An 18,609-nucleotide genomic window follows, 5' to 3' on the forward strand; every position below is an offset into this window, starting at 1 on the left:
ACAAAAATATGAGCACGCTCGAATTTGTTGACCGTATGCCGTTGATGATTCAATCATGCGTGAATCACGCCACCCTCGTTGTGTACCGCACAGCCCCTGACCATGGATGCATTCTCCGACCTGAGCCTCTTCGCGCAGATCGCCAAGCTCGGCAGCATGGCGGCTGCGGCACAAGAGCTAGGGGTGACGCCGCCGGTGGTTTCTCGCAGGCTTGCCGCCCTTGAGGCACGGCTTGGCGCAAGGCTGCTCAACAGGACCACACGTCGGCTCAGCCTGACGCCTGAAGGTGAGCAGTACCTTAATGACGGTGCACGCATTCTGGAGCAGCTGACAGCGCTGGAGCACCGTGTGGGAGGCGGCTCGCATCAGCCGCAAGGGACTATCCGGATTGGCGCAACCCTGGGCTTCGGTCGTCTGTACATCGCACCGGTGCTGTCCCGGTTCACCGAAGAATTCCCACAAGTCGACGTACAACTGCATCTCACAGACCGGCCCATCAATCTGGTAAAGCAAGGCTTTGACCTGGTCATCCGTTTCGGTGAGCAGGCAGACAGCCGGCTTACCGCGCGCCTGCTGGCCAACAACCAACGCTTGCTGTGCGCGGCCCCCAGCTACCTTGAGGCGCACGGCGCGCCGATGACACCCCGCGAACTGGGCAAACACAACTGCATTTTCATCCGCGAAGGCGATGAAACGTATGGCACCTGGTATCTGCGCCGCAATGGCGAAACCGATGCCGTGAAGGTGCGTTCGAATCTGAGTTCCAACGATGGCACTGCGGCACTGAGCTGGGCGCTGGAGGGACGGGGCATTTTGCTGCGTTCTCAATGGGACGTCGCCGAACACATTCGCAACCATGCGCTGACGCCGATTCTCACGGAGTGGGCGACACCTGCAGCCGATGTGTATGTGATGTTCCAGGCGACCAGGCAGATGCCTGCGAAGACCCGGGCATTGGTGGACCGACTTGTGAGTGCGTTCGAGCCTTGGCGCCAGCGTGGTCCGGCGCCATACGGGCCTTGGTAATCAGGTCGCGCGCACCTTGCCAGACCAACGGAACACTGTTGCATGGGATCGCAACGCGTTCGGATTATTGCCCCAGGAACAATGAAGAATGAATGTGACGTAATTTATTAAAGCTGTATTCATTATTAGCATGTATCCCGTACTTCATAAAAAAATATGACGGGAGATCACGATGAATCGCAGCGCCCTTGTGTTTGCCCTGGCAGCGTGCATGCCACTGACCCATGCCGTGGCCCAGAATGCTTATCCCACCAGACCAGTGAAACTGGTGGTGCCCTATGCACCCGGTGGCAGTGCGGACATCGCCGCACGTCTTGTTTCCGAGAAGTGGGGTGAAACATTGGGCAAGACCCTTGTCATCGAGAACAAGGGCGGCGCAGGCGGCAATCTCGGCGTCGATTCTGTGGCCAAGTCACCCGCAGACGGCTACACCATTGGTCTGCAAACCGTCTCGCTGGCCATCAACCCTTGGCTGACCCCCAAGATGCCGTATGACACGCTCAAGGACCTGGCTCCTTTCGGCATGGTGGCGACCTCGCAGCACGTGCTGGTCGTGAACGACGCGCTGCCGGCGAAGAACCTGAACGAGCTGACGGCACTGCTCACCGCCAAGCCCGGTCAGTACAGCTATGGCTCTGCCGGCTCTGGCAGCACCTTCCACATCGCGGCCGAGCTGTTCAAGAGCGTGGGCAAGCTTGATGTGATGCACGTGCCCTATCGCGGCGGCGGCCCTGCCTTGATCGACACCATGGGCGGCCAGGTGCAGATGTCGTTCCCCGTCCTGTCGGCGGCGGCACCCCATGTTCGTGCTGGCAAGCTGCGCGCGATTGGCGTCACGGGAAAGCAGCGCTCGCCGCTGATGCCCGACGTACCGACGATTGCCGAAGCCGGCATGCCGAACTACGCGTTTGAAACCTGGTTCATGGTATTTGCACCCGCCGGCACACCCGCGCCCATCATCGAGAAACTGAATACATCGCTGCGCACCGCGCTCAGCGATCCCGCCGTGTCGGCACGGATGACCAAGGAAGGCTTCGATCCACTCATCGCCACCCCTGCCGAAGCCCGCGCACGCCTTGAGCGCGAATTGCCGCAGTGGGGCACGCTGGTGCAAGAACGTGGCATCAAAGCGGAATAAATTCATGTCGCACAAGATAATTACCTCGCAGACCCTTTATCAGAAGCTTGTCGCCAGCCACACCGTTCGTCGACTCGATGAGGACAACGTACTGCTGTTCTGTGATCTGCATCTGATGAACGAATACACCAGTCCGCAGGCGTTTGCCGGGCTGCACGATGAAAACCGCAAGGTGGCCGTGCCCGGACAGAACGTCTCGGTCGTCAGTCACATCATCCCCACCGACCCGTCTTCGATTCGCATCATTCACGACGCCGCGTCGGCGCTGCAAGCCACCAACCTGGCCCGCAATTGCGCGTTTCATGGCATCCCCTTGTTCGACACGAACGATGCGATGCAAGGTATCGAGCACGTGGTGGCACCCGAGCACGGCATGATTCGACCGGGCATGGTGGTCATCTGTGGCGACAGCCATACGACAACCTATGGGGCGCTCGGGGCGCTTGGCTTCGGCATCGGGACATCCGAGGTAGAGCATGTACTTGCCACGCAAACCCTGGTGTATCGCACCGCAAAAGACATGCGCATCCGGGTCAACGGTACGCTGCCGGTGGGCACCACCAGCAAGGACCTGATTCTGATGATCATCGGCCAGATCGGGGCACAAGGCGCACGGGGTTACGTGGTGGAGTTCTGTGGCACCGCCATCGAGCAACTGTCGGTGGAGGCACGCTTCACGCTGTGCAACATGGCCGTCGAAGCGGGTGCCCGTGGGGCATTGATCGCGCCGGATGAGACGTCCATTCGCTACGTGCTGGAGAAGTGCCCTGACATTGTTGGCGACACACGCGATGCCGCCCTGGCTGCATGGAAACACCTGTACAGCGATGACAACGCCCGCTTCGATAAAGAACACACGTTCGACGCAACCGACATCGAGCCGCACGTAACCTGGGGCACGAGTCCCGACCAGGTGCTGCCAATATCCGGGAAGATTCCTTCGCCCGATTCCGTGGCGGCAGACGTCCGCCGCAGCGCAGAGCAAGCCCTGCGCTACACCGCGCTTCAGCCCGGGGCCACCCTCGCCGGCACGCCGATCGAGCACGTTTTCATCGGGTCGTGTACCAACGCGCGTATCGAAGACTTGCGGTCGGCGGCTCAGGTCGTGGCAGGCCGGCAGGTTGCCAAAAACGTTCGTGCCATGGTGGTGCCAGGGTCCGGCGCGGTGAAGATTCAGGCAGAGGCCGAGGGCCTCGACCAGGTATTTCTGAACGCTGGCTTTGAATGGCGCAAGCCCGGCTGCTCAATGTGTCTGGCCATGAACGATGACGTCCTGATGGATGGCATCCGCTGTGCCTCGACCACCAATCGCAACTTTGAAGGCCGTCAGGGCCGGGGTGCCATCACCCACTTGATGAGCCCCGCCATGGCGGCAGCCGCCGCCGTGACGGGCATGATTACCGATGTACGAAAGCTGGAGCCAGCCCATGTCTGAAAAACGATTCGTAACGGGGCAAGCCTCGGCGCTGCGCATAGACAATCTGGATACTGACCAGATCATGCCCAAGCAGTTTTTGCGTGGCATTGACAAGTCGGGCCTCGTCGATGGTCTGCTGTATGACCTGCGTTTCGACAAGCACGGCGGCGTGCGCCCGGAATTCGTGCTGAACAAGCCCGAACGCGCGGGCACCAGCATCCTGATCGGCGGCGCCAACTTCGGCTGTGGCTCCAGCCGGGAGCATGCCGTCTGGGGGCTTCTGCAGTACGGTATTCAAGCCGTCGTGGCCCCGAGCTTTGGCGAAATTTTCTACTCCAATGCGATGGGAAACCGGCTGTTGCTGGTGCAACTGAACGCTGAGGACATCGAGGCGATGATGGCGCTCGCTGACCGTCCTGACGCACCAGAGATGCGCATCGATGTGGCGAGCCGCACGGTCAGCTTCGGGGAGGTGCAAGCGACCTTCCCACTGTCGCAACGACATCAGACCATGTTCCTGCAAGGCGTTGATGTGATTGGTCTGAGCTTGAGCTACCAGGAAGAAATCGACGCGTTCGCCAAGACCCATTGGGAACAGCAGCCCTGGGTTCGCGACGTGGCTCGTCGGATGAAAGACCGCATGACTGCTGTCGCTGACTGAAAAACTCAGCGGGGCTGGGGCCGAGCTGCGACGTGATCGTACCGGCGAGCAAGCGGGCTGCATGAACGGTTGAGAAAACAGGCCGTGGCACGCCCGCCCGCAGTCGCGCCACCACAACGGCGATCCGTCTAGTCAACTCACGCGTTGGCGGGATTCACCTTGTCGCTGCTGATCTGATAACGGGCAAGCGCGTCGCTGACCAGACTGCGCGGCACAGCGCCATCGTCGGCCAAGGCTTTCAGTGCAGCCACCACGATGAAATGGCGGTCCACCTCGAAGAAGCGACGTAGTGCCTCGCGCGTGTCCGAGCGGCCAAAGCCATCGGTGCCAAGCGCGACGAAGCGGCGATCGGTGATGAAGGGACGAATCTGGTCCGCGACGATTTTCATGTAGTCGGTCGCCACCACCAGCGGCCCTGCATGTCCGTCGAGACATTGCTCGACATAGGCGCGACGCGGCGCATCTTTCGGGTGCAAGGTGTTCCAGTGCTCGACATCCAGACCGTCCCGACGCAGCTCGGTCAGGCTGGTGGCGCTCCACACATCGCAGCTAATGAAAAAGTCTTTTTCCAGCAGCTCGCCTGCAGCAATCACCTCGTTCAGAATTGCGCCGCAGCCCGCCAACTGCATGCGCACCGCTGCGGTCTTGTCACCTGCCTTGAGCAGATAGATGCCCTTCACGATGCCCTCTTCCGCCCCATCAGGCATCGCAGGGTGCGCGTAGTTTTCGTTGAGCAGCGTGATGTAGTAGAAGACGTCTTCTCGCTGCGCATACATGCGCCGCATGCCGTCTTGAATGATCACGGCCAGCTCGTACGCAAAGGTGGGGTCGTAGGACACGCAGCAGGGAATCACTGACGACATCACATGGCTGTGACCATCGTCATGCTGCAAGCCTTCGCCCATCAAGGTCGTGCGCCCCGAGGTTGCGCCCAGCAGGAAGCCGCGTGCGCGCGCGTCTGCTGCGGCCCACAGCAGGTCGCCCACCCGCTGGAAGCCGAACATCGAATAGAAGATGTAGAACGGCACGGCCATCACATCGTGATTGGCGTAGGCGGTGCAGGCAGCGATCCACGATGAGGTCGCACCCGATTCATTCAGGCCTTCCTGCAGGATTTGCCCGTCCTGGCTTTCTCGGTAATAGCTGAGCTGACCTGCGTCCTGCGGCGTGTACAGCTGGCCGACATGGGAATAGATCCCGATCTGCCTGAACAGCCCTTCCATGCCGAAGGTGCGGGATTCATCGGGCACGATGGGCACGATTTTTTTGCTGACCCGCTCATCTTTCAGCAGGCTGCCCAGCATGCGCACGAAGGCCATGGTGGTGGAATAACCGCGTTCACCGGACGCTTTCAACTGGGCCGCGAACGTGGCCAATTCCGGGATGTCCAGCGCGGCGCAATCATGAGCACGCGCGGGCACCCATCCGCCCAGGCGCTGGCGAAGCGAGGAAAAATACTGCGCATCGTCGCTGCCCTCCGCAGGCTTCAGATACGGCATCTCATCCAGTCGCTCATCGGCCACGTCCAGCGCAAAACGGTCACGGAAAGCACGCACAGCGTCAGCGCCCATCTTCTTCAACTGGTGGTTGATGTTCTGGCCTTCGCCTGCCTCACCCATGCCGAAGCCCTTCACGGTCTTGGCCAGGATGACGGTGGGCTGACCGGTGTGGCGCACGGCGGCCGCGTAGGCGCTGTACACCTTCACCGGGTCATGCCCGCCGCGTGACAGCGCCCAGATATCGTCGTCAGACAGGTCGGAGACGAGTTCCAGCAGTTCCGGATATTTTCCGAAGAAGTGCTCACGCACATAAGCGCCGTTCTGCGACTTGTAGGTCTGGTAATCGCCATCCACGCATTCCATCATGCGTTTGCGCAGCAGGCCGGTCGCGTCTTTCTGCAGCAGGCGATCCCAGCCGCTGCCCCAGATCACCTTGATGACATTCCAGCCCGCCGCCCGGTACAGCCCCTCGAATTCCTGGATGATCTTGGCGTTGCCGCGCACCGGGCCGTCGAGCCGTTGCAGATTGCAGTTAACGACGAAGATCAGGTTGTCGAGCTTCTCCCGGCCCGCCATCGCGATTGCCGCCAACGACTCGGGCTGATCCATCTCGCCATCACCCAGAAACGCCCAGACCTTGCGGCCCTGGTGCTGTATCAGCCCACGATGTTCCAGGTAGCGCATGAACCGGCCCTGATACGCCGCCATGATGGGACCTAGCCCCATGGACACCGTGGGGAACTGCCAGAAGTCGGGCATCAGACGGGGATGCGGATAGGACGACAAGCCATCGGTTTCCGCCTCGCGACGGAAGTTGTCCAGCTGGGTTTCGCTTACGCGGCCTTCCAGGTAGGCGCGTGCGTAGATGCCGGGCGCAGAGTGACCTTGGATGTAGACGAGGTCACCACCAAAGCTATCTGTGCGGCCCCGGAAGAAGTGATTGAAACCAACGTCATACAGCACGGCAGCCGACGCGTAGGTGGCGATGTGCCCGCCAACATTCGAGTGCTTGCCTGCGCGCAGCACCATGGCCATCGAGTTCCAGCGAATCATGGCATTGAGCCTGGCTTCTGCATCCAGGTTGCCGGGATACGTCAGCTGTCGATCGGTGCTGATGGTGTTGACGTAGGGCGTGGTCACCCGCCCCTGGAAATCACCGTGCAGGCTGGTGTCGAAGTCCAGCAGCTGATCGATCAGATAGTGCGCGCGGGCACGACCTTCGACGGCGACCACGGACTCCAGCGAGTCGAGCCATTCGCGCGTCTCTTGCGGATCGACGTCGATGGGATGAGTTGGTGCATGCATGTCACTTCTCCAGGGAGCAAGGCCGGGCATGGACGGGGCATCCTGTTCAGGTGCCACGCCCCATGAATTGCAATTGCAATCGTCTACGGAATTGTAGTGACTTGTCGCATAATTGCAAATGCAACGCTTACGGAGAACTCACATGCAAAAAGACGAACCGGATCTTTGGTTTTCGTTCATCCGCGCCCATCGCCTGCTGATCCGCGAGGTGGAACGACGCCTGACCGAGAGCCAGCTTCCGGTCTATGCCTGGTACGACGTGCTGTGGGGGATCGAGAGCGGTGATGACGGCACGCGGCGCATGCACGAACTGGCCGATGCGCTGGCAATCGAGCGCTATAACCTGACGCGTCTGGTGGACCGCTTGGAAAAGGATGGCTTGGTGACCCGCGCGCGCTCGATAGACGATGGCCGAGCGGCATTTGTGACGATCACCGCCGCGGGCAAAACGCTGCGCAAGAAGATGTGGGGCGTCTACAAACAAGTCGTTGATGACTTGTTCCTGAGCCAGTTCGAACCAGCCAGCGCAAAGCGCTTCAGCAAGGCATTGGATCGCGCAAGCAGCGCTGCCCGCGCGCTTGATGCGTAGGATCGGACGCTGTCAGCTTGATTGCGCAACAGGAGCCAGCTTGACCTGATTTCGCCCCGCCGCCTTGGCCTGATACAGCAGCTCGTCGGCGCGCCTGAGCAATTCGGCCAGACGCTGTGGAACCGTTGGCGACGCAGTCACCACACCGATGCTGACCGTCATGCGCAGCGACACGCCATCGTCGGTCACGATGACGGTTTCCTCGACCTTGCGGCAAATGCGTTGCGCGAGTGCCAAGGCGTCTTGCTGGGATGCAGAAGACGACAGAATGGCGAACTCTTCACCGCCCAGCCGTCCGAACAAGTCGGTCTGACTCAGCTCGCTGCCGACTGCCTGGCAGAACCCCAGCAGCGCGGCATCGCCAGCATGGTGACCAAATCGATCGTTGATCGACTTGAAGTGGTCAATATCCATCAGCAACAACACCGTGGGTGACCGGGTGAGCATGTCCGCCCCTTCCCGCAGAAACGCAGCCCGCCCAAAAATGCCGGTGAGCGAGTCATAGGTGGCCATGCGTTGCAGCTCTTGCAGGAGCTTGGTGCGACTGGCGTTGGTACTGGCCACCGCAAGCGGCCCGAGCGCCAGCAGGGTCAGCCCAAGCCGCAGGGAAATCACGCTTTTCGCATCCTGCAGGTTCACGCCGACATCGATGATGCCCATGCTCATGGCGGCCTGGGACCACAGCACATAGGCCAGCACGATGCTTGCGGTGGTGAACAGGGGGAACGCCAGCGCCATCCAGAGCAGCGCTGGAACCGGCAGCATGACCGCACCCGGCCCGTCCATGACTACGCCCAGCGCACAACTGCCCAGGAACGCGGCCCAGATGCCAAGGTTTGCGTAGCGTCGAGACATGGCGCGCGCCACCAGGGACTGCAGACCCAGACTTTTGTATTTCCAGGCAGGAAGCGTCAGGATGAAAGGCATCAGCGCCAGATAGTTCGTGATCTGCGAGGAGGACCACATGGCAAACGCCCACAGATAGGTCTTTCCGAACAGCATCACAGACACGACCGCCCCAAGCGCCGAGGTGACAAAGCCCGCCGCCAGACTGACACCAACCAGCAATAGCGCCGACGTGGGCCGCTGCAACAGGCGGATGTCCGGCGGATACCGCATGTAGATCCAGTATCCGACGGCAATGCCCGACAGGTTGGACAGGTTCAGCAGCAGGTTTGCTGGCCAGCTGGTGCCAAGCGCGGCATCCACCGCCAGGAAGGCCACGCCTGCCGCCACCCAGCCCGCTGGCCGAGCCATGTGCGGGAATCGCACGAACATGGAAAGCAGAATCGCGTTGGCCGGCCATATCCATGCGAGATAACCGGCCTCCCGGGACAGAATGCCGCCAAAGCATGCAAGCCCGACCACAAGAAAAATCAGCCCGCACTCAAGGGGCACCATGCGCGTTCCGGCCTTCATACGGTCTGTCCTTGCTTACTCACGTACTTGCCTGCTTACGTACTGGCTTATTTCGCGCTGCCTGCGTCAGCATTCGAGCGCGTCAAATCATAGTCATACGTCACCACCGCCCCGGCCGGTAACCCACCTTCTGCCCGGCCGACTGTCATCTGATGCTCAAGCCGCATACGTGTCGCCGTGACCTCGCCCTTGAACTTGAAACTGCGCTGTTCGTCGGGGTCGTTGCCCACGCCCAGGATGGTGCCGTTGGCATCGACGTTCAGCCGGATCATGCCGCGTGTGCTGCGCCAGCCGCCGTCTGCGTAACTGCCCGGAATCGACAGATCGGTCTTTGACCCTTGGTTGCTGCCCTTGGTGCGCAGCACCAGATCGACCCGGCTGTCGGATTCGCGCACCCACTGTGCGCTGGCGTCACTGCGTTGTTCGTGGGTCTTGCCACCCGGCAAGGCGATGTGCAGTTTGACCGTCCCTTCGTAGGGCGCGCCTGCCCAGGCCGGTTCCGCGTCGGCGGCGAGTGCCATGCCGGGAAGGATTGCCAGTGCGGCGATCAGCGCCCCTTGACGCAGACGAGCCATCGGGGCGACGCGGTTGGAGATGCAAGCGGTGTTGCGGCTGAGAATACTCATGCGGCCAGTCCCTTGATTGAAGACTGGAAATTCTTTCATGGCCTGCACAAGCTCGACCGTTACAGGTGAAACCTATTCATCAGCGCGGTGCCGGCAGGCTCATCAACCAGGCTGCTGTTTCCAGGTCTGGCTGGCCGTCGTACAGGCTTTGCCGATACCGCATCTGGAACGCGGCGATCACGTTCTTGGTCTGCTCGTCGAACTCACCGGTCTGCTCGATGGTGTAGCCGATGCGCGCCAGTTGTTCCTGGAACCAGCTCACAGGCGGCACCACGCCACCAAGCTGGCTCAGTCGATGATCCACCAGCGCCTGCGGCGGCCAGGGGATCACGCCGGCGTCGGCAAGTTGCTTCCAGGGAAACAGCGGCCCTGGGTCCAGCTTGCGCTGGGGTGCGACGTCGCTGTGGCCAAGAATGTTCACGCCGTCGATGCCCTGGCGCTGCTTGATGTCCTTCAGCAGCACGATCAGCGCATCGATCTGCGACTGCGGGAATGGATACCAGACACGGCCCTGCGGCGTGTCCTGGAAACCGCGATTGACCAGCTCGATACCGATCGAACTGGCGTTCAGCGAATTGCGCCCTTCCCACTCGCTTTCACCGGCATGCCAGGCACGACGGCTTTCATCCACCAACTGATAGATGGTGGCCGACGCGTTGTTGTCGATCAGGTAATGGGCGCTGACCTCACCCATGGTCAGCACCTGCAACGCGCGCGCCGATTCGCCCGCCGTGTAATGCACGACGATGTAGCGGATGCGGCTGTCTTGCCCGCGTGCGCTGTGATCGGTATTGATGCGCATGCCGCCCGTTGCGCAACCCGCCAGCAAGGCGACCATGGCGAGCATCAGGACTCGGGACAGACGGTTCGAGAAGAACCGGATCGGCATACGCATCATGCGGGGTACTCCTTTTACAGCGCGTCCAGTACCTTGTCGTAGGCGGCGCGCAGTGCGGTGAAGACGGGGCCGGGTTTGCCGGCACCGACGGTACGACCGTCGATCTTCAGCACGGGCAGAATTTCCTTGGTGGCCGATGTCAGCAGGATCTCGTCGGCGGTGTCGACTTCGTCGCGCGTGATCGGGCGGAATTCCAGCGTCACGCCCGATTCCGCCGCCAGCTCTTCCAACAAACCATACCGGATGCCTTCCAGCAGCAGGTTGCTGCGCGGCGGGGCCAGCAGCTTGCCGTCACGCACGATCCAGATGTTGGCGGCCGCCCCTTCGGTCAGGAAACCATCACGGAACAACACGGCTTCGTAAGCACCTTGCGCCACTGCGGACTGACGCGCCAGCACGTTGCCCAGCAAGGAGATCGATTTGATGTTGCAGTGCAGCCAGCGTTCGTCGGCTGCGGTGGTGACCGAGATGCCTTTTTCCCAGTCGGCCGGGCCAAGGCGTTTGAACGGGTTGCTCATCGCAAACACCGTGGGGGTGACCGGCGTGGTCGGGAACGCGTGATCGCGCTTGGCCACGCCACGGGTCACCTGGAAGTACACCGCCTGATCGATCGGGCCGTGCAGTTCCACCAGGCGGCGCACCAGCGCTTCCCATTCGTCGTTGCGCAGGGGATTGGTGATCTCGATCGCGGCCAGGCTGCGCGACAGCCGCGCCAGATGCTGGGCCATGCGGAAGGGCTTGCCCTGGTAGACCGGGACCACTTCGTAGATGCCGTCTCCCAGCAGGAAACCGCGATCCAGCACCGAAACTTTTGCTTCCGACAGGGGGGTGAACTCCCCGTTCAGATACACCAGCGGATCTTCCGCCACCCCTGCGATCATTGCCTGGCCTGTCTATGTGTGAACGTGCGTTGAATTGCGCGACGGCAGGTGCACTGGTGTGCAGCGTGCCGGTCGATGAAGAATTCTGCGAGGCCGGGCACCGTGCAAACCAGATGCCCAGACGTACAAACGGCGCGGCGGCCTGTGCTGTCACCAGCCAGGCCGCCGCGCCGACAATCGATTACTTGAACCAGAGACGGACGGCGTCGAAGGCGCGTCCGAAGAAGCCCGAGGGGGCAACCGGTTCCAACACCACCAACGGCACTTCGCGCACCGGCTTGTCGTTGAGCGACAGCTTCAAGGTGCCAACCTGCTGGCCCTGGGTAAGCGGTGCAACCAGCGGGTCGGTGCGTTCGATGGTGGACTTCAGATTGCCGGCCTGGCCGCGCGGCACCGTTGCCCACACGGGCATCGGCGAACCCAGCTTGGCCGTGGCGACAGCGCCCTTCCAGACTTGCGGTTCGACCACCGGCTGCTTGGCCTGATAGACCTGCACGGAATCGAAGTTCTGGAAGCTCCAGTTCATCAGCTTCAGGCTTTCCTGCGAGCGCGCGGAGTCGCTTGCCGTGCCCACTACCACCGTCAGCACGCGACGTTCGCCGCGCAGTGCCGAGGCCACCAGGCAATAACCAGCGGAATCGGTGTGACCGGTCTTGAAGCCGTCGACCGTGGGATCGACGTACAGCAGGCGGTTGCGATTGGGCTGGGTGATGCCGTTGTAGTTGAAGGACTTTTCCTTGTAGTACCCGTAGTGGGTCGGATGGTCCTGGATCAGGCGTACCGACAGCAGGGCCAGGTCACGCACGGTGGTGACGTGCTGCGGATCGGGCAAACCGGTGCTGTTGACGAAGTGCGAGTTGGTCATGCCCAGGCGCGCGGCTTCCTGGTTCATCAGGGCGGCAAAGGCGTCTTCGCTGCCGGCAACCGCTTCGGCCAGGGCCACCGAGGCGTCGTTGCCCGACTGGGTAATCATGCCGCGAATCAGCTGTTCGACCGTGACCGGCTTGCGCGGCTCGATGAACATGCGCGAGCCCGGGGTCTTCCAGGCTTTCTGCGACACGGGGATCTGCTGATCGAGTGTCAGGCGCTTTTCGTTGAGCGCGTTGAACACCAGATAGGCCGTCATGATCTTGGTCAGCGACGCCGGTTCGACGCGTTGATCGGGATTGTCTTCAGCCAGCACCTGATTGCTGGTGACGTCGATGGTGATCCAGGCGCGCGCCGCGATGGCGGGGGCGGGAACACTCGACAGTTGGGCAATGGTATTGGCGGCGGCCGTTGCAGGCACCACAGCCGGTGTCGGCGTCTGGGCGACTGCGGGAATGCTGAGGCTGAACATGGCGGCGCAAACTGCGGCGGCCAGAGCGGAGCGAGAGATCATGAGAGCAAGACGAGGGACGCACTGCAACGCACACCACCCCGGCAGGCCGTGTCACGCGCGTGTCGTTCCCTGGGGGACGATGATTGACGCAACGATTATAGGCCGGCCATTCGCAGCCATCGGCGCAAAGCTGCGCCGGATGGCAAATAGCGAATGAAACCGGATGCTACGAGCAAGATCGGCGGCGATGTCTACACGGCGCTGTTCAAGGCAATGCGAGTCGCGACAACAATAAGTGCTTGAGCATCGGCAACTTTCCGCCAAAGAAATGGTCGGCACCGGGAATGACCACCACTGGCACGGATTGCGGGCGCGCCCATTCCATGACCGGCAGGAGCGGCACGGTTTCGTCCAGCTCGCCGTGGATCACCAGCGTGTCGCCAGGGACTTCTGCAACCTTGAAACGCGTGACGGCAGCACCGACCAGCACCAGCGGGCTGACGGCCAGACGCGCCGCGCTGTCGGGGCCGCGCTGCACGAACACCTGACTGGCGACGGCGCTGCCGAAAGAAAAACCAGCCAGTGCAAAGCGCCCTTGCGCCAGGTCCGGGTAGTCGGCGCGAATCCGGTCGACCAGCCACACCATGTCATCGACTTCGCCTACGCCGTTGGCGTGCTCACCGCCCGACGCGCCCACGCCACGGAAATTCGGCCGAACGGCCACCAGGCCGGACTGCACAAATGCACGCGACAGGGTCGTCACGACCTTGTTGTCGCGTGTGCCGGCAAACAGTGGGTGCGGATGCAGCACCAGCGCCCAGCCGGTGGGCGTGCCTTCCGGCCAGTCGAAGATGCAGTCGATCACGCCAGCCGGGCCGTCGAATTGCAGATTTTTTGCGTAGCCAGCCATGGAACTCATCAGCCTTTCGAGAAAACGGGAAGAGATGTCATTTGCGCAAGATTTCAGCGCAGGTCGCCATTATGACGAGGTACGCCCAGGGCGCAGCGGCCGCGACAGCAGCCAGATCGCCACCAGGGGCCAGATCGCCGACAGGCCCAGGATCAAGGATTCGAGGTGCAACCAGCCCGTGCGACCAATGCTGCGCGAAGCATCAAAGTATTCCTCGGCCGGCATCAGGTTGATGATCACCAGTTGCACCACCAGCGCCAGGATTGCCACTGCACGTTGCCAGCTTCGCGGCGTGTAGGCCAGCAAGGTGGCCGCCGCGCCACCCAGCAGCAAACCGCTGACGGCACCCGCCGTGACCCAGGCAAAAGGCGACATGCCGGAATTTGCCAGCGGCTGCAGTACGGCCTTGCAGGCAAGCGCCGCCGTCACCAACACCCACACCAGGAAGCCACGCGGGGTAACCGGTCGGGACCGATGGGTAATCAGCAGGCCGGCTGCCGTGACTGCCGCCCCCGTGCACAGATGCTCGGCCACCACACGCTGGCTGAGGGTCGGTGTCCACAGGCTGCGCATCATGTCGACGGCGGGCGCAAACCAGTCGCCCAGCAAAATGGACATGTCGCCGGTGGCGAACAACATGGGTTGGCGCGGCACCTGCAGCAATACCCACAGCCCGGCCAGCAGCAGCGCGGCGCGCGCATCGCGCGAGAACCAGCGCACGCGCCACTGCACCAGGGCGCTGGCGTCGATCAAGGCATGTGCCGTCAATACGCCGATCAGGGCACCCAGCATGGTCCCGCCCAGGTTTGCCCCCAGGTCGATGTTGGAGGCGATCCGCGAGGGCAGAAAGGTTTGCAGGGCTTCAATGGCGGCAGACAGCACGCCGCCAATCAGACTGGCCAGCAGCAACGCCCGCCAGCCGCGCACCACCGGGTAGACCGCCCACACGATCAGGGCACCGAAGGGCGCATAGACAAAGACATTGGCCAAGACCTCGCCACCCAGCCAATAACGTGGCCAGGGCGCGGTCAGGTAGGCAAAGGCCGGCACACCGGTGTCGGTCCAGCCGGTGAACGGATACAGACTGGCGTAGACGATCAGCCCCCCCACCAGGAACACCGCCAGGCGTGCCAGAGGCGAGGCGTGCTGAGCGACCGCCGCGCGTTCCCGCACCGGCGGATCGGCCGAAGGCATGCTGTGCATGTTCACTGCAGTCAGCGACGGGGAGTGCCGAATGTGGAAGGTGAGGTAGACGTTGATCCAGGTGCTGCCGGCTTCGTCTCGGGCCGGCTTGCCAGCCAGTCGTTCATGCGAATGACGGCGCGGTCGGTGGCTTGGCGCAAGGCGTTGGCACCGCCCGGTGCGTCATCCGAGGGCGCGGCGATGCGTTCATCGACGTGCAACTGGTCGATCACCTGGCCGCTGCGAGTCAGCAAGGCGCGCAGGCTTAGCTGGGCGTGGCTGCGGCCGTTGATGAACACTTGTTCGAAACGGTCTACCGAGACATGCAGCTGCAGGCTTTGCGCCGTGGTGACCCGCGTCAGCATCGGCCCATTGCGCGACAGGACTTCGCGCAGGCGCTGTTCAATCAACTGGCCGGGAGCCGCGACCCAGCGGAAGTAGGCATAACGTTGCGGCTGGCCAAGTTCGCCGTCACGCCAGATTACTGATGGCCCTTCCAGCAGCGGCGATACATCCAGTTCGTCCAGCAACAAGGGGGCGCGCGGTGTGACTGCGCTGGTGGCAGCCGGGGCCGTACCCAGATCGAGCAGCTCGGGGGCGGACACCTGCTTGGTCACGCTGCACGCAGCCAGGCCCAGGACCAGCAGCGAGCCCGCCAGCAGACGAAGAGAAAGAGCACGGATCATCGATTGCCTCGCGGAGCAGGATTAGCACCGAAACCCGGGAAGCCGGGTTCGCCCGGGCCGGGTTGCGGGGTGTTGCCGAACAGTACCGAGCGCGGCGAATCGCCAACCGCGCGTGCCGCGCGCTCGACCGTGGTCGCGGCGCGCGCGCCTTCGGTTGCCAGGTTATTGATGCGGGGCAGCGTATCGCCAGCCAGGCGCGACGCCGCCCAGCTCAGTTCGGCCATGGTGCGGGTTGCCTGATCCAGCGGGCCACCCGGCAAAGCCAGTCCGTCGGTCACTTGCTTGACGCTGCGCGTCAGGGCCGACACGTCGTTGGCCGTCTGCCCGGCGTTGGCGGCAGCCTGACCGGCCTGGGCCACGGTCTTGCGCACTTCGCGCATGGTCGGCGCGATCTCGGCCACCACCGGGCCAAGCTGTTCGCTGGTCTGGCGCAGGCTGCGCGCAGCCAGTGACACGTCATCCAGCGTGCGGCGGATGGCATCGCGGTTGTCGCCGTCCAGCACCTGATTGACCTGACCCAAGGTCTTTTCCAGGCCAGCCAGAATGTTCGCGCCGCGTTTCATGATTTCGTCCAGCGGCCCAGGGCGCAGCGGCACGTAAACCGGCGCGTCGGCGGTGCTGCTCAGCCGCTCGGGTTTGCTGCCGTCGTCATCCAGCTCGATGAAGGCCAGGCCCGTTACACCCTGCTGCGCCATGCGCGCCCAGGTCGCGGCGGTTACCGGGGTGGTGGGCAGCACCTGCACATTCACCAGAATTCGCCCGGTATTTTTGGGATCGAAGCCGATCGTATCGACCCGCCCCACCGCCATACCCCGAAAGCGCACGGCCGCCTGGGGCAACAAGCCCCCGACGCCACCTTCGGCCACCAGCACCAGCGGCACCCGTTCGACGCGGTCGCGACCAAACCACAAGCCAGCCATTACCGCAGCAATCAGCAAGGCAAGCGTGAATAATCCGGCGATCAGCGCATGGCTGCGATTTTCCATCTACGCACTCCGGGACGGGGCCAGCTCGGCCTGAGCGCGTTGCCCGCGCTCGCCGAGGAAGAACCCCTGGATGAAAGGATGATCGACCGTCAGCACCTGCGCAACCGGGGCGCACACGATCACCCGACGCTCGGCCAGGACCGCCACGCGGTCGGACAGGGCGAACAAGGTGTCGAGGTCGTGAGTGACCATGATGACGGTGAAGCCCAGTTGTCGATGCAGGTCTTTCAGCAGCTCGACAAAGGCATCGGAACGATCGGGATCAAGCCCGGCAGTGGGCTCGTCGAGAAACAGCAATTCGGGGTCGAGCGCCAGGGCGCGCGCCAGCGCCACCCGTTTGACCATGCCGCCCGACAGGTCGGACGGCCGTTTGGCGGCGTCGCGCGCATCCAACCCGACCAGGGCCAGGCGGGTCATGGCGGCGTCGTGGATCAGGTCTTCGGGCAGCGTGCGCAGTTCGCGCAGCGGCAAGGCGACGTTGTCATAGACGCTCAACGCGGAAAACAGCGCGCCGGCCTGGAACATGACGCCCCAACGGCGGCGCAAGGCACGACGCCGGCCGGGCGAACCGCCATGCACTGGCTGGCCGAATACTTTGACGACACCCGAGACCGGGCGATCCAGCGCGATCATCTGACGCAGCAAGGTGGTTTTGCCCGAGCCGGAGCCGCCGACCAGCGACAGGATTTCCCCGCGTTTGACGTTCAGGTTCAGCTTTTCATGCACCACGTGCGAGCCGAACGCCGTCCGCAGGTCTTCGATCTGGATGACGTCTTCCTGGGGACGCGCTTCAATGGCATGGGTCATTGGGCGTTACTCAATCTGGCGTCACTCAATCTGGCGTTACTCATAACAAGCCCACCGAGCGGAACAGGATGGCAAACACCGCGTCGGCCAGGATCACCCCGGTGATGGCGGTCACCACCGAAGCGGTGGTGCCGCGCCCCAGGCTGTCGGTATTGGGCTGAATGCGCAGGCCGAAATGGCAGGCTACCAGTGCGATCAGGCCACCGAAGGCCACGCCCTTGCCTACCCCCAGCCAGTAGTTGGCGGCAGACACCGCGCGCGGCAAGGCCTGGAAGAAGTAGGCAGGTTGCAGATTCAACTGCACGTAGGCCGCCAGCGCACCGCCCAATAAGGCCATGGCGTCGGTCCACACCACCAGCAAGGGCATGGCGATCGCCAGCGCCACCACCCGGGGCAGAATCAGCCGCTGGCCGTGGGAGATGCCCATGACCTGCATGGCGTCGAGTTCCTGGGTCAGCCGCATCACGCCGATCTGTGCGGTGATCGCCGACCCGGATCGGCCCGCCACCAGAATGGCCGCCAATAGCGGGCCAAGTTCGCGCACGATCGACACACCCAGCAGTTTCACGATCAGCAGGTCGGCCCCGAACATGCGCAACTGCTGGGCCGACAGGAAGGACAGCACCACGCCGATCAGGAACCCCACCAAGGCCGTGATCAGCAGCGCACGCGCGCCTGCCTGATACAACTGGGCCGAAATTTCCCGCCAGGGGCCACGATGTGGCCGTGCCAGCAAACCGCCCAGATCGAGTATCAATTGCCCCAGCAGCAGCAGCAGATCACGCCCATGCGACATGGCGGCAAACAGGCCGTCGCCCAGCTGGCGCACAGGAGCCAGCCATTCCCGGGTAACGGGCGGCGCGGGCGATATCGGCTGGCTCGCCAGAATGTCGAAGACGGCCAGCCACACGGGCGGAGCCGTCAAGGTAGCCGGCAGGCGCTGACCCCAGTGCCGCCACAGCAGCAGCGCGCCCAGGGCATCCAGGGTGGTGATGCCTGACAAGTCCCAGGCGGTATCGTCCTTGAAATCGCCCAGCGTCCGGCGGCGCGCGGCAACTTCGCCGCGACGGGCGAGCGCATGCACCGTCCAGTCACCGGCCAAAATGCAGGTGCGACGATCAGCGTCTGATTGCCAGCGAATCGCGACAAGCGGCGACAGAGGCGGTGGCGACATCGGCGGCACCATCAAGCAAGCACCGGATGCGCAAAAAACAGGCATGCGTCCATGGCCCAAGTGTATGACGAGCCGGGGGCGACT

17 protein-coding genes are annotated in these 18,609 nt (G+C 62.9%); 5 read left to right on the forward strand and 12 right to left on the reverse strand.

Features of this window, described 5'->3' with window-relative positions:
- Positions 1 to 102: 102 nt before the first annotated feature.
- From FXN63_RS24165 to leuD, 4 genes are all read left to right on the forward strand, one after another.
- Positions 103 to 1,026 (forward strand): LysR family transcriptional regulator, encoded by a 924-nt coding sequence (locus tag FXN63_RS24165; RefSeq protein WP_148818061.1) that lies wholly within the window; start codon positions 103 to 105, stop codon positions 1,024 to 1,026.
- 172 nt (positions 1,027 to 1,198) lie between these two features.
- Positions 1,199 to 2,164 carry a tripartite tricarboxylate transporter substrate binding protein gene (locus tag FXN63_RS24170; RefSeq protein ID WP_148818062.1) on the forward strand — a complete coding sequence of 322 codons (966 nt, stop codon included), beginning with the start codon at positions 1,199 to 1,201 and terminating at the stop codon, positions 2,162 to 2,164.
- 4 nt (positions 2,165 to 2,168) lie between these two features.
- Positions 2,169 to 3,599 (forward strand): 3-isopropylmalate dehydratase large subunit, encoded by a 1,431-nt coding sequence (gene leuC / locus FXN63_RS24175; RefSeq protein ID WP_148818063.1) that lies wholly within the window; start codon positions 2,169 to 2,171, stop codon positions 3,597 to 3,599.
- Positions 3,592 to 4,242 (forward strand): 3-isopropylmalate dehydratase small subunit, encoded by a 651-nt coding sequence (leuD, locus tag FXN63_RS24180; RefSeq protein ID WP_148818064.1) that lies wholly within the window; start codon positions 3,592 to 3,594, stop codon positions 4,240 to 4,242. Before leuC ends, leuD begins: the two co-directional genes overlap by 8 nt.
- A gap of 137 nt (positions 4,243 to 4,379) precedes the next feature.
- Here leuD and aceE read toward each other — a convergent pair whose 3' ends face one another.
- Complete coding sequence (aceE, locus tag FXN63_RS24185) at positions 4,380 to 7,046, reverse strand: pyruvate dehydrogenase (acetyl-transferring), homodimeric type (protein ID WP_148818065.1); 2,667 nt, start codon at positions 7,044 to 7,046, stop codon at positions 4,380 to 4,382.
- 142 nt (positions 7,047 to 7,188) lie between these two features.
- Between aceE and FXN63_RS24190 the strand changes: the two genes are divergently transcribed.
- A complete protein-coding gene (locus FXN63_RS24190) occupies positions 7,189 to 7,635 on the forward strand; it encodes a MarR family winged helix-turn-helix transcriptional regulator (RefSeq protein ID WP_148818066.1) in 447 nt (148 codons plus the stop codon).
- A gap of 12 nt (positions 7,636 to 7,647) precedes the next feature.
- Here FXN63_RS24190 and FXN63_RS24195 read toward each other — a convergent pair whose 3' ends face one another.
- From FXN63_RS24195 to FXN63_RS24245, 11 genes are all read right to left on the reverse strand, one after another.
- A complete protein-coding gene (locus FXN63_RS24195; RefSeq protein ID WP_148818067.1) occupies positions 7,648 to 9,054 on the reverse strand; it encodes a GGDEF domain-containing protein in 1,407 nt (468 codons plus the stop codon).
- 47 nt (positions 9,055 to 9,101) lie between these two features.
- Positions 9,102 to 9,680: a hypothetical protein gene (locus FXN63_RS24200; RefSeq protein ID WP_148818068.1), complete on the reverse strand. Its 579-nt coding sequence runs from the start codon at positions 9,678 to 9,680 to the stop codon at positions 9,102 to 9,104.
- Positions 9,681 to 9,759: 79 nt separating this feature from the next.
- Positions 9,760 to 10,578, reverse strand: a complete 819-nt coding sequence (locus FXN63_RS24205; protein WP_281290837.1) for an N-acetylmuramoyl-L-alanine amidase — start codon at positions 10,576 to 10,578, stop codon at positions 9,760 to 9,762.
- 14 nt (positions 10,579 to 10,592) lie between these two features.
- Entirely contained in the window at positions 10,593 to 11,459 is an 867-nt protein-coding gene (locus FXN63_RS24210; protein WP_148818069.1) for a D-amino acid aminotransferase, read from the reverse strand.
- Positions 11,460 to 11,640: 181 nt separating this feature from the next.
- Entirely contained in the window at positions 11,641 to 12,867 is a 1,227-nt protein-coding gene (locus tag FXN63_RS24215; RefSeq protein ID WP_187395016.1) for a D-alanyl-D-alanine carboxypeptidase family protein, read from the reverse strand.
- A 178-nt stretch (positions 12,868 to 13,045) separates the two neighbouring features.
- Positions 13,046 to 13,690, reverse strand: a complete 645-nt coding sequence (locus FXN63_RS24220; RefSeq protein ID WP_148819786.1) for an alpha/beta hydrolase — start codon at positions 13,688 to 13,690, stop codon at positions 13,046 to 13,048.
- A gap of 69 nt (positions 13,691 to 13,759) precedes the next feature.
- Positions 13,760 to 14,893, reverse strand: a complete 1,134-nt coding sequence (locus FXN63_RS24225) for a VanZ family protein (RefSeq protein WP_148818071.1) — start codon at positions 14,891 to 14,893, stop codon at positions 13,760 to 13,762.
- An 11-nt stretch (positions 14,894 to 14,904) separates the two neighbouring features.
- Positions 14,905 to 15,558, reverse strand: coding sequence for an ABC-type transport auxiliary lipoprotein family protein (locus FXN63_RS24230; protein ID WP_148818072.1), 654 nt, complete (start codon positions 15,556 to 15,558; stop codon positions 14,905 to 14,907).
- Complete coding sequence (locus FXN63_RS24235; RefSeq protein ID WP_148818073.1) at positions 15,555 to 16,544, reverse strand: MlaD family protein; 990 nt, start codon at positions 16,542 to 16,544, stop codon at positions 15,555 to 15,557. Before FXN63_RS24235 ends, FXN63_RS24230 begins: the two co-directional genes overlap by 4 nt.
- Positions 16,545 to 17,351, reverse strand: coding sequence for an ABC transporter ATP-binding protein (locus tag FXN63_RS24240; protein WP_148818074.1), 807 nt, complete (start codon positions 17,349 to 17,351; stop codon positions 16,545 to 16,547).
- A gap of 40 nt (positions 17,352 to 17,391) precedes the next feature.
- Positions 17,392 to 18,525 carry an MlaE family ABC transporter permease gene (locus tag FXN63_RS24245; RefSeq protein WP_148818075.1) on the reverse strand — a complete coding sequence of 378 codons (1,134 nt, stop codon included), beginning with the start codon at positions 18,523 to 18,525 and terminating at the stop codon, positions 17,392 to 17,394.
- Positions 18,526 to 18,609 lie beyond the last annotated feature (84 nt).

This window comes from Pigmentiphaga aceris, from assembly GCF_008119665.1.
Lineage (GTDB): Bacteria > Pseudomonadota > Gammaproteobacteria > Burkholderiales > Burkholderiaceae_B > Pigmentiphaga > Pigmentiphaga aceris.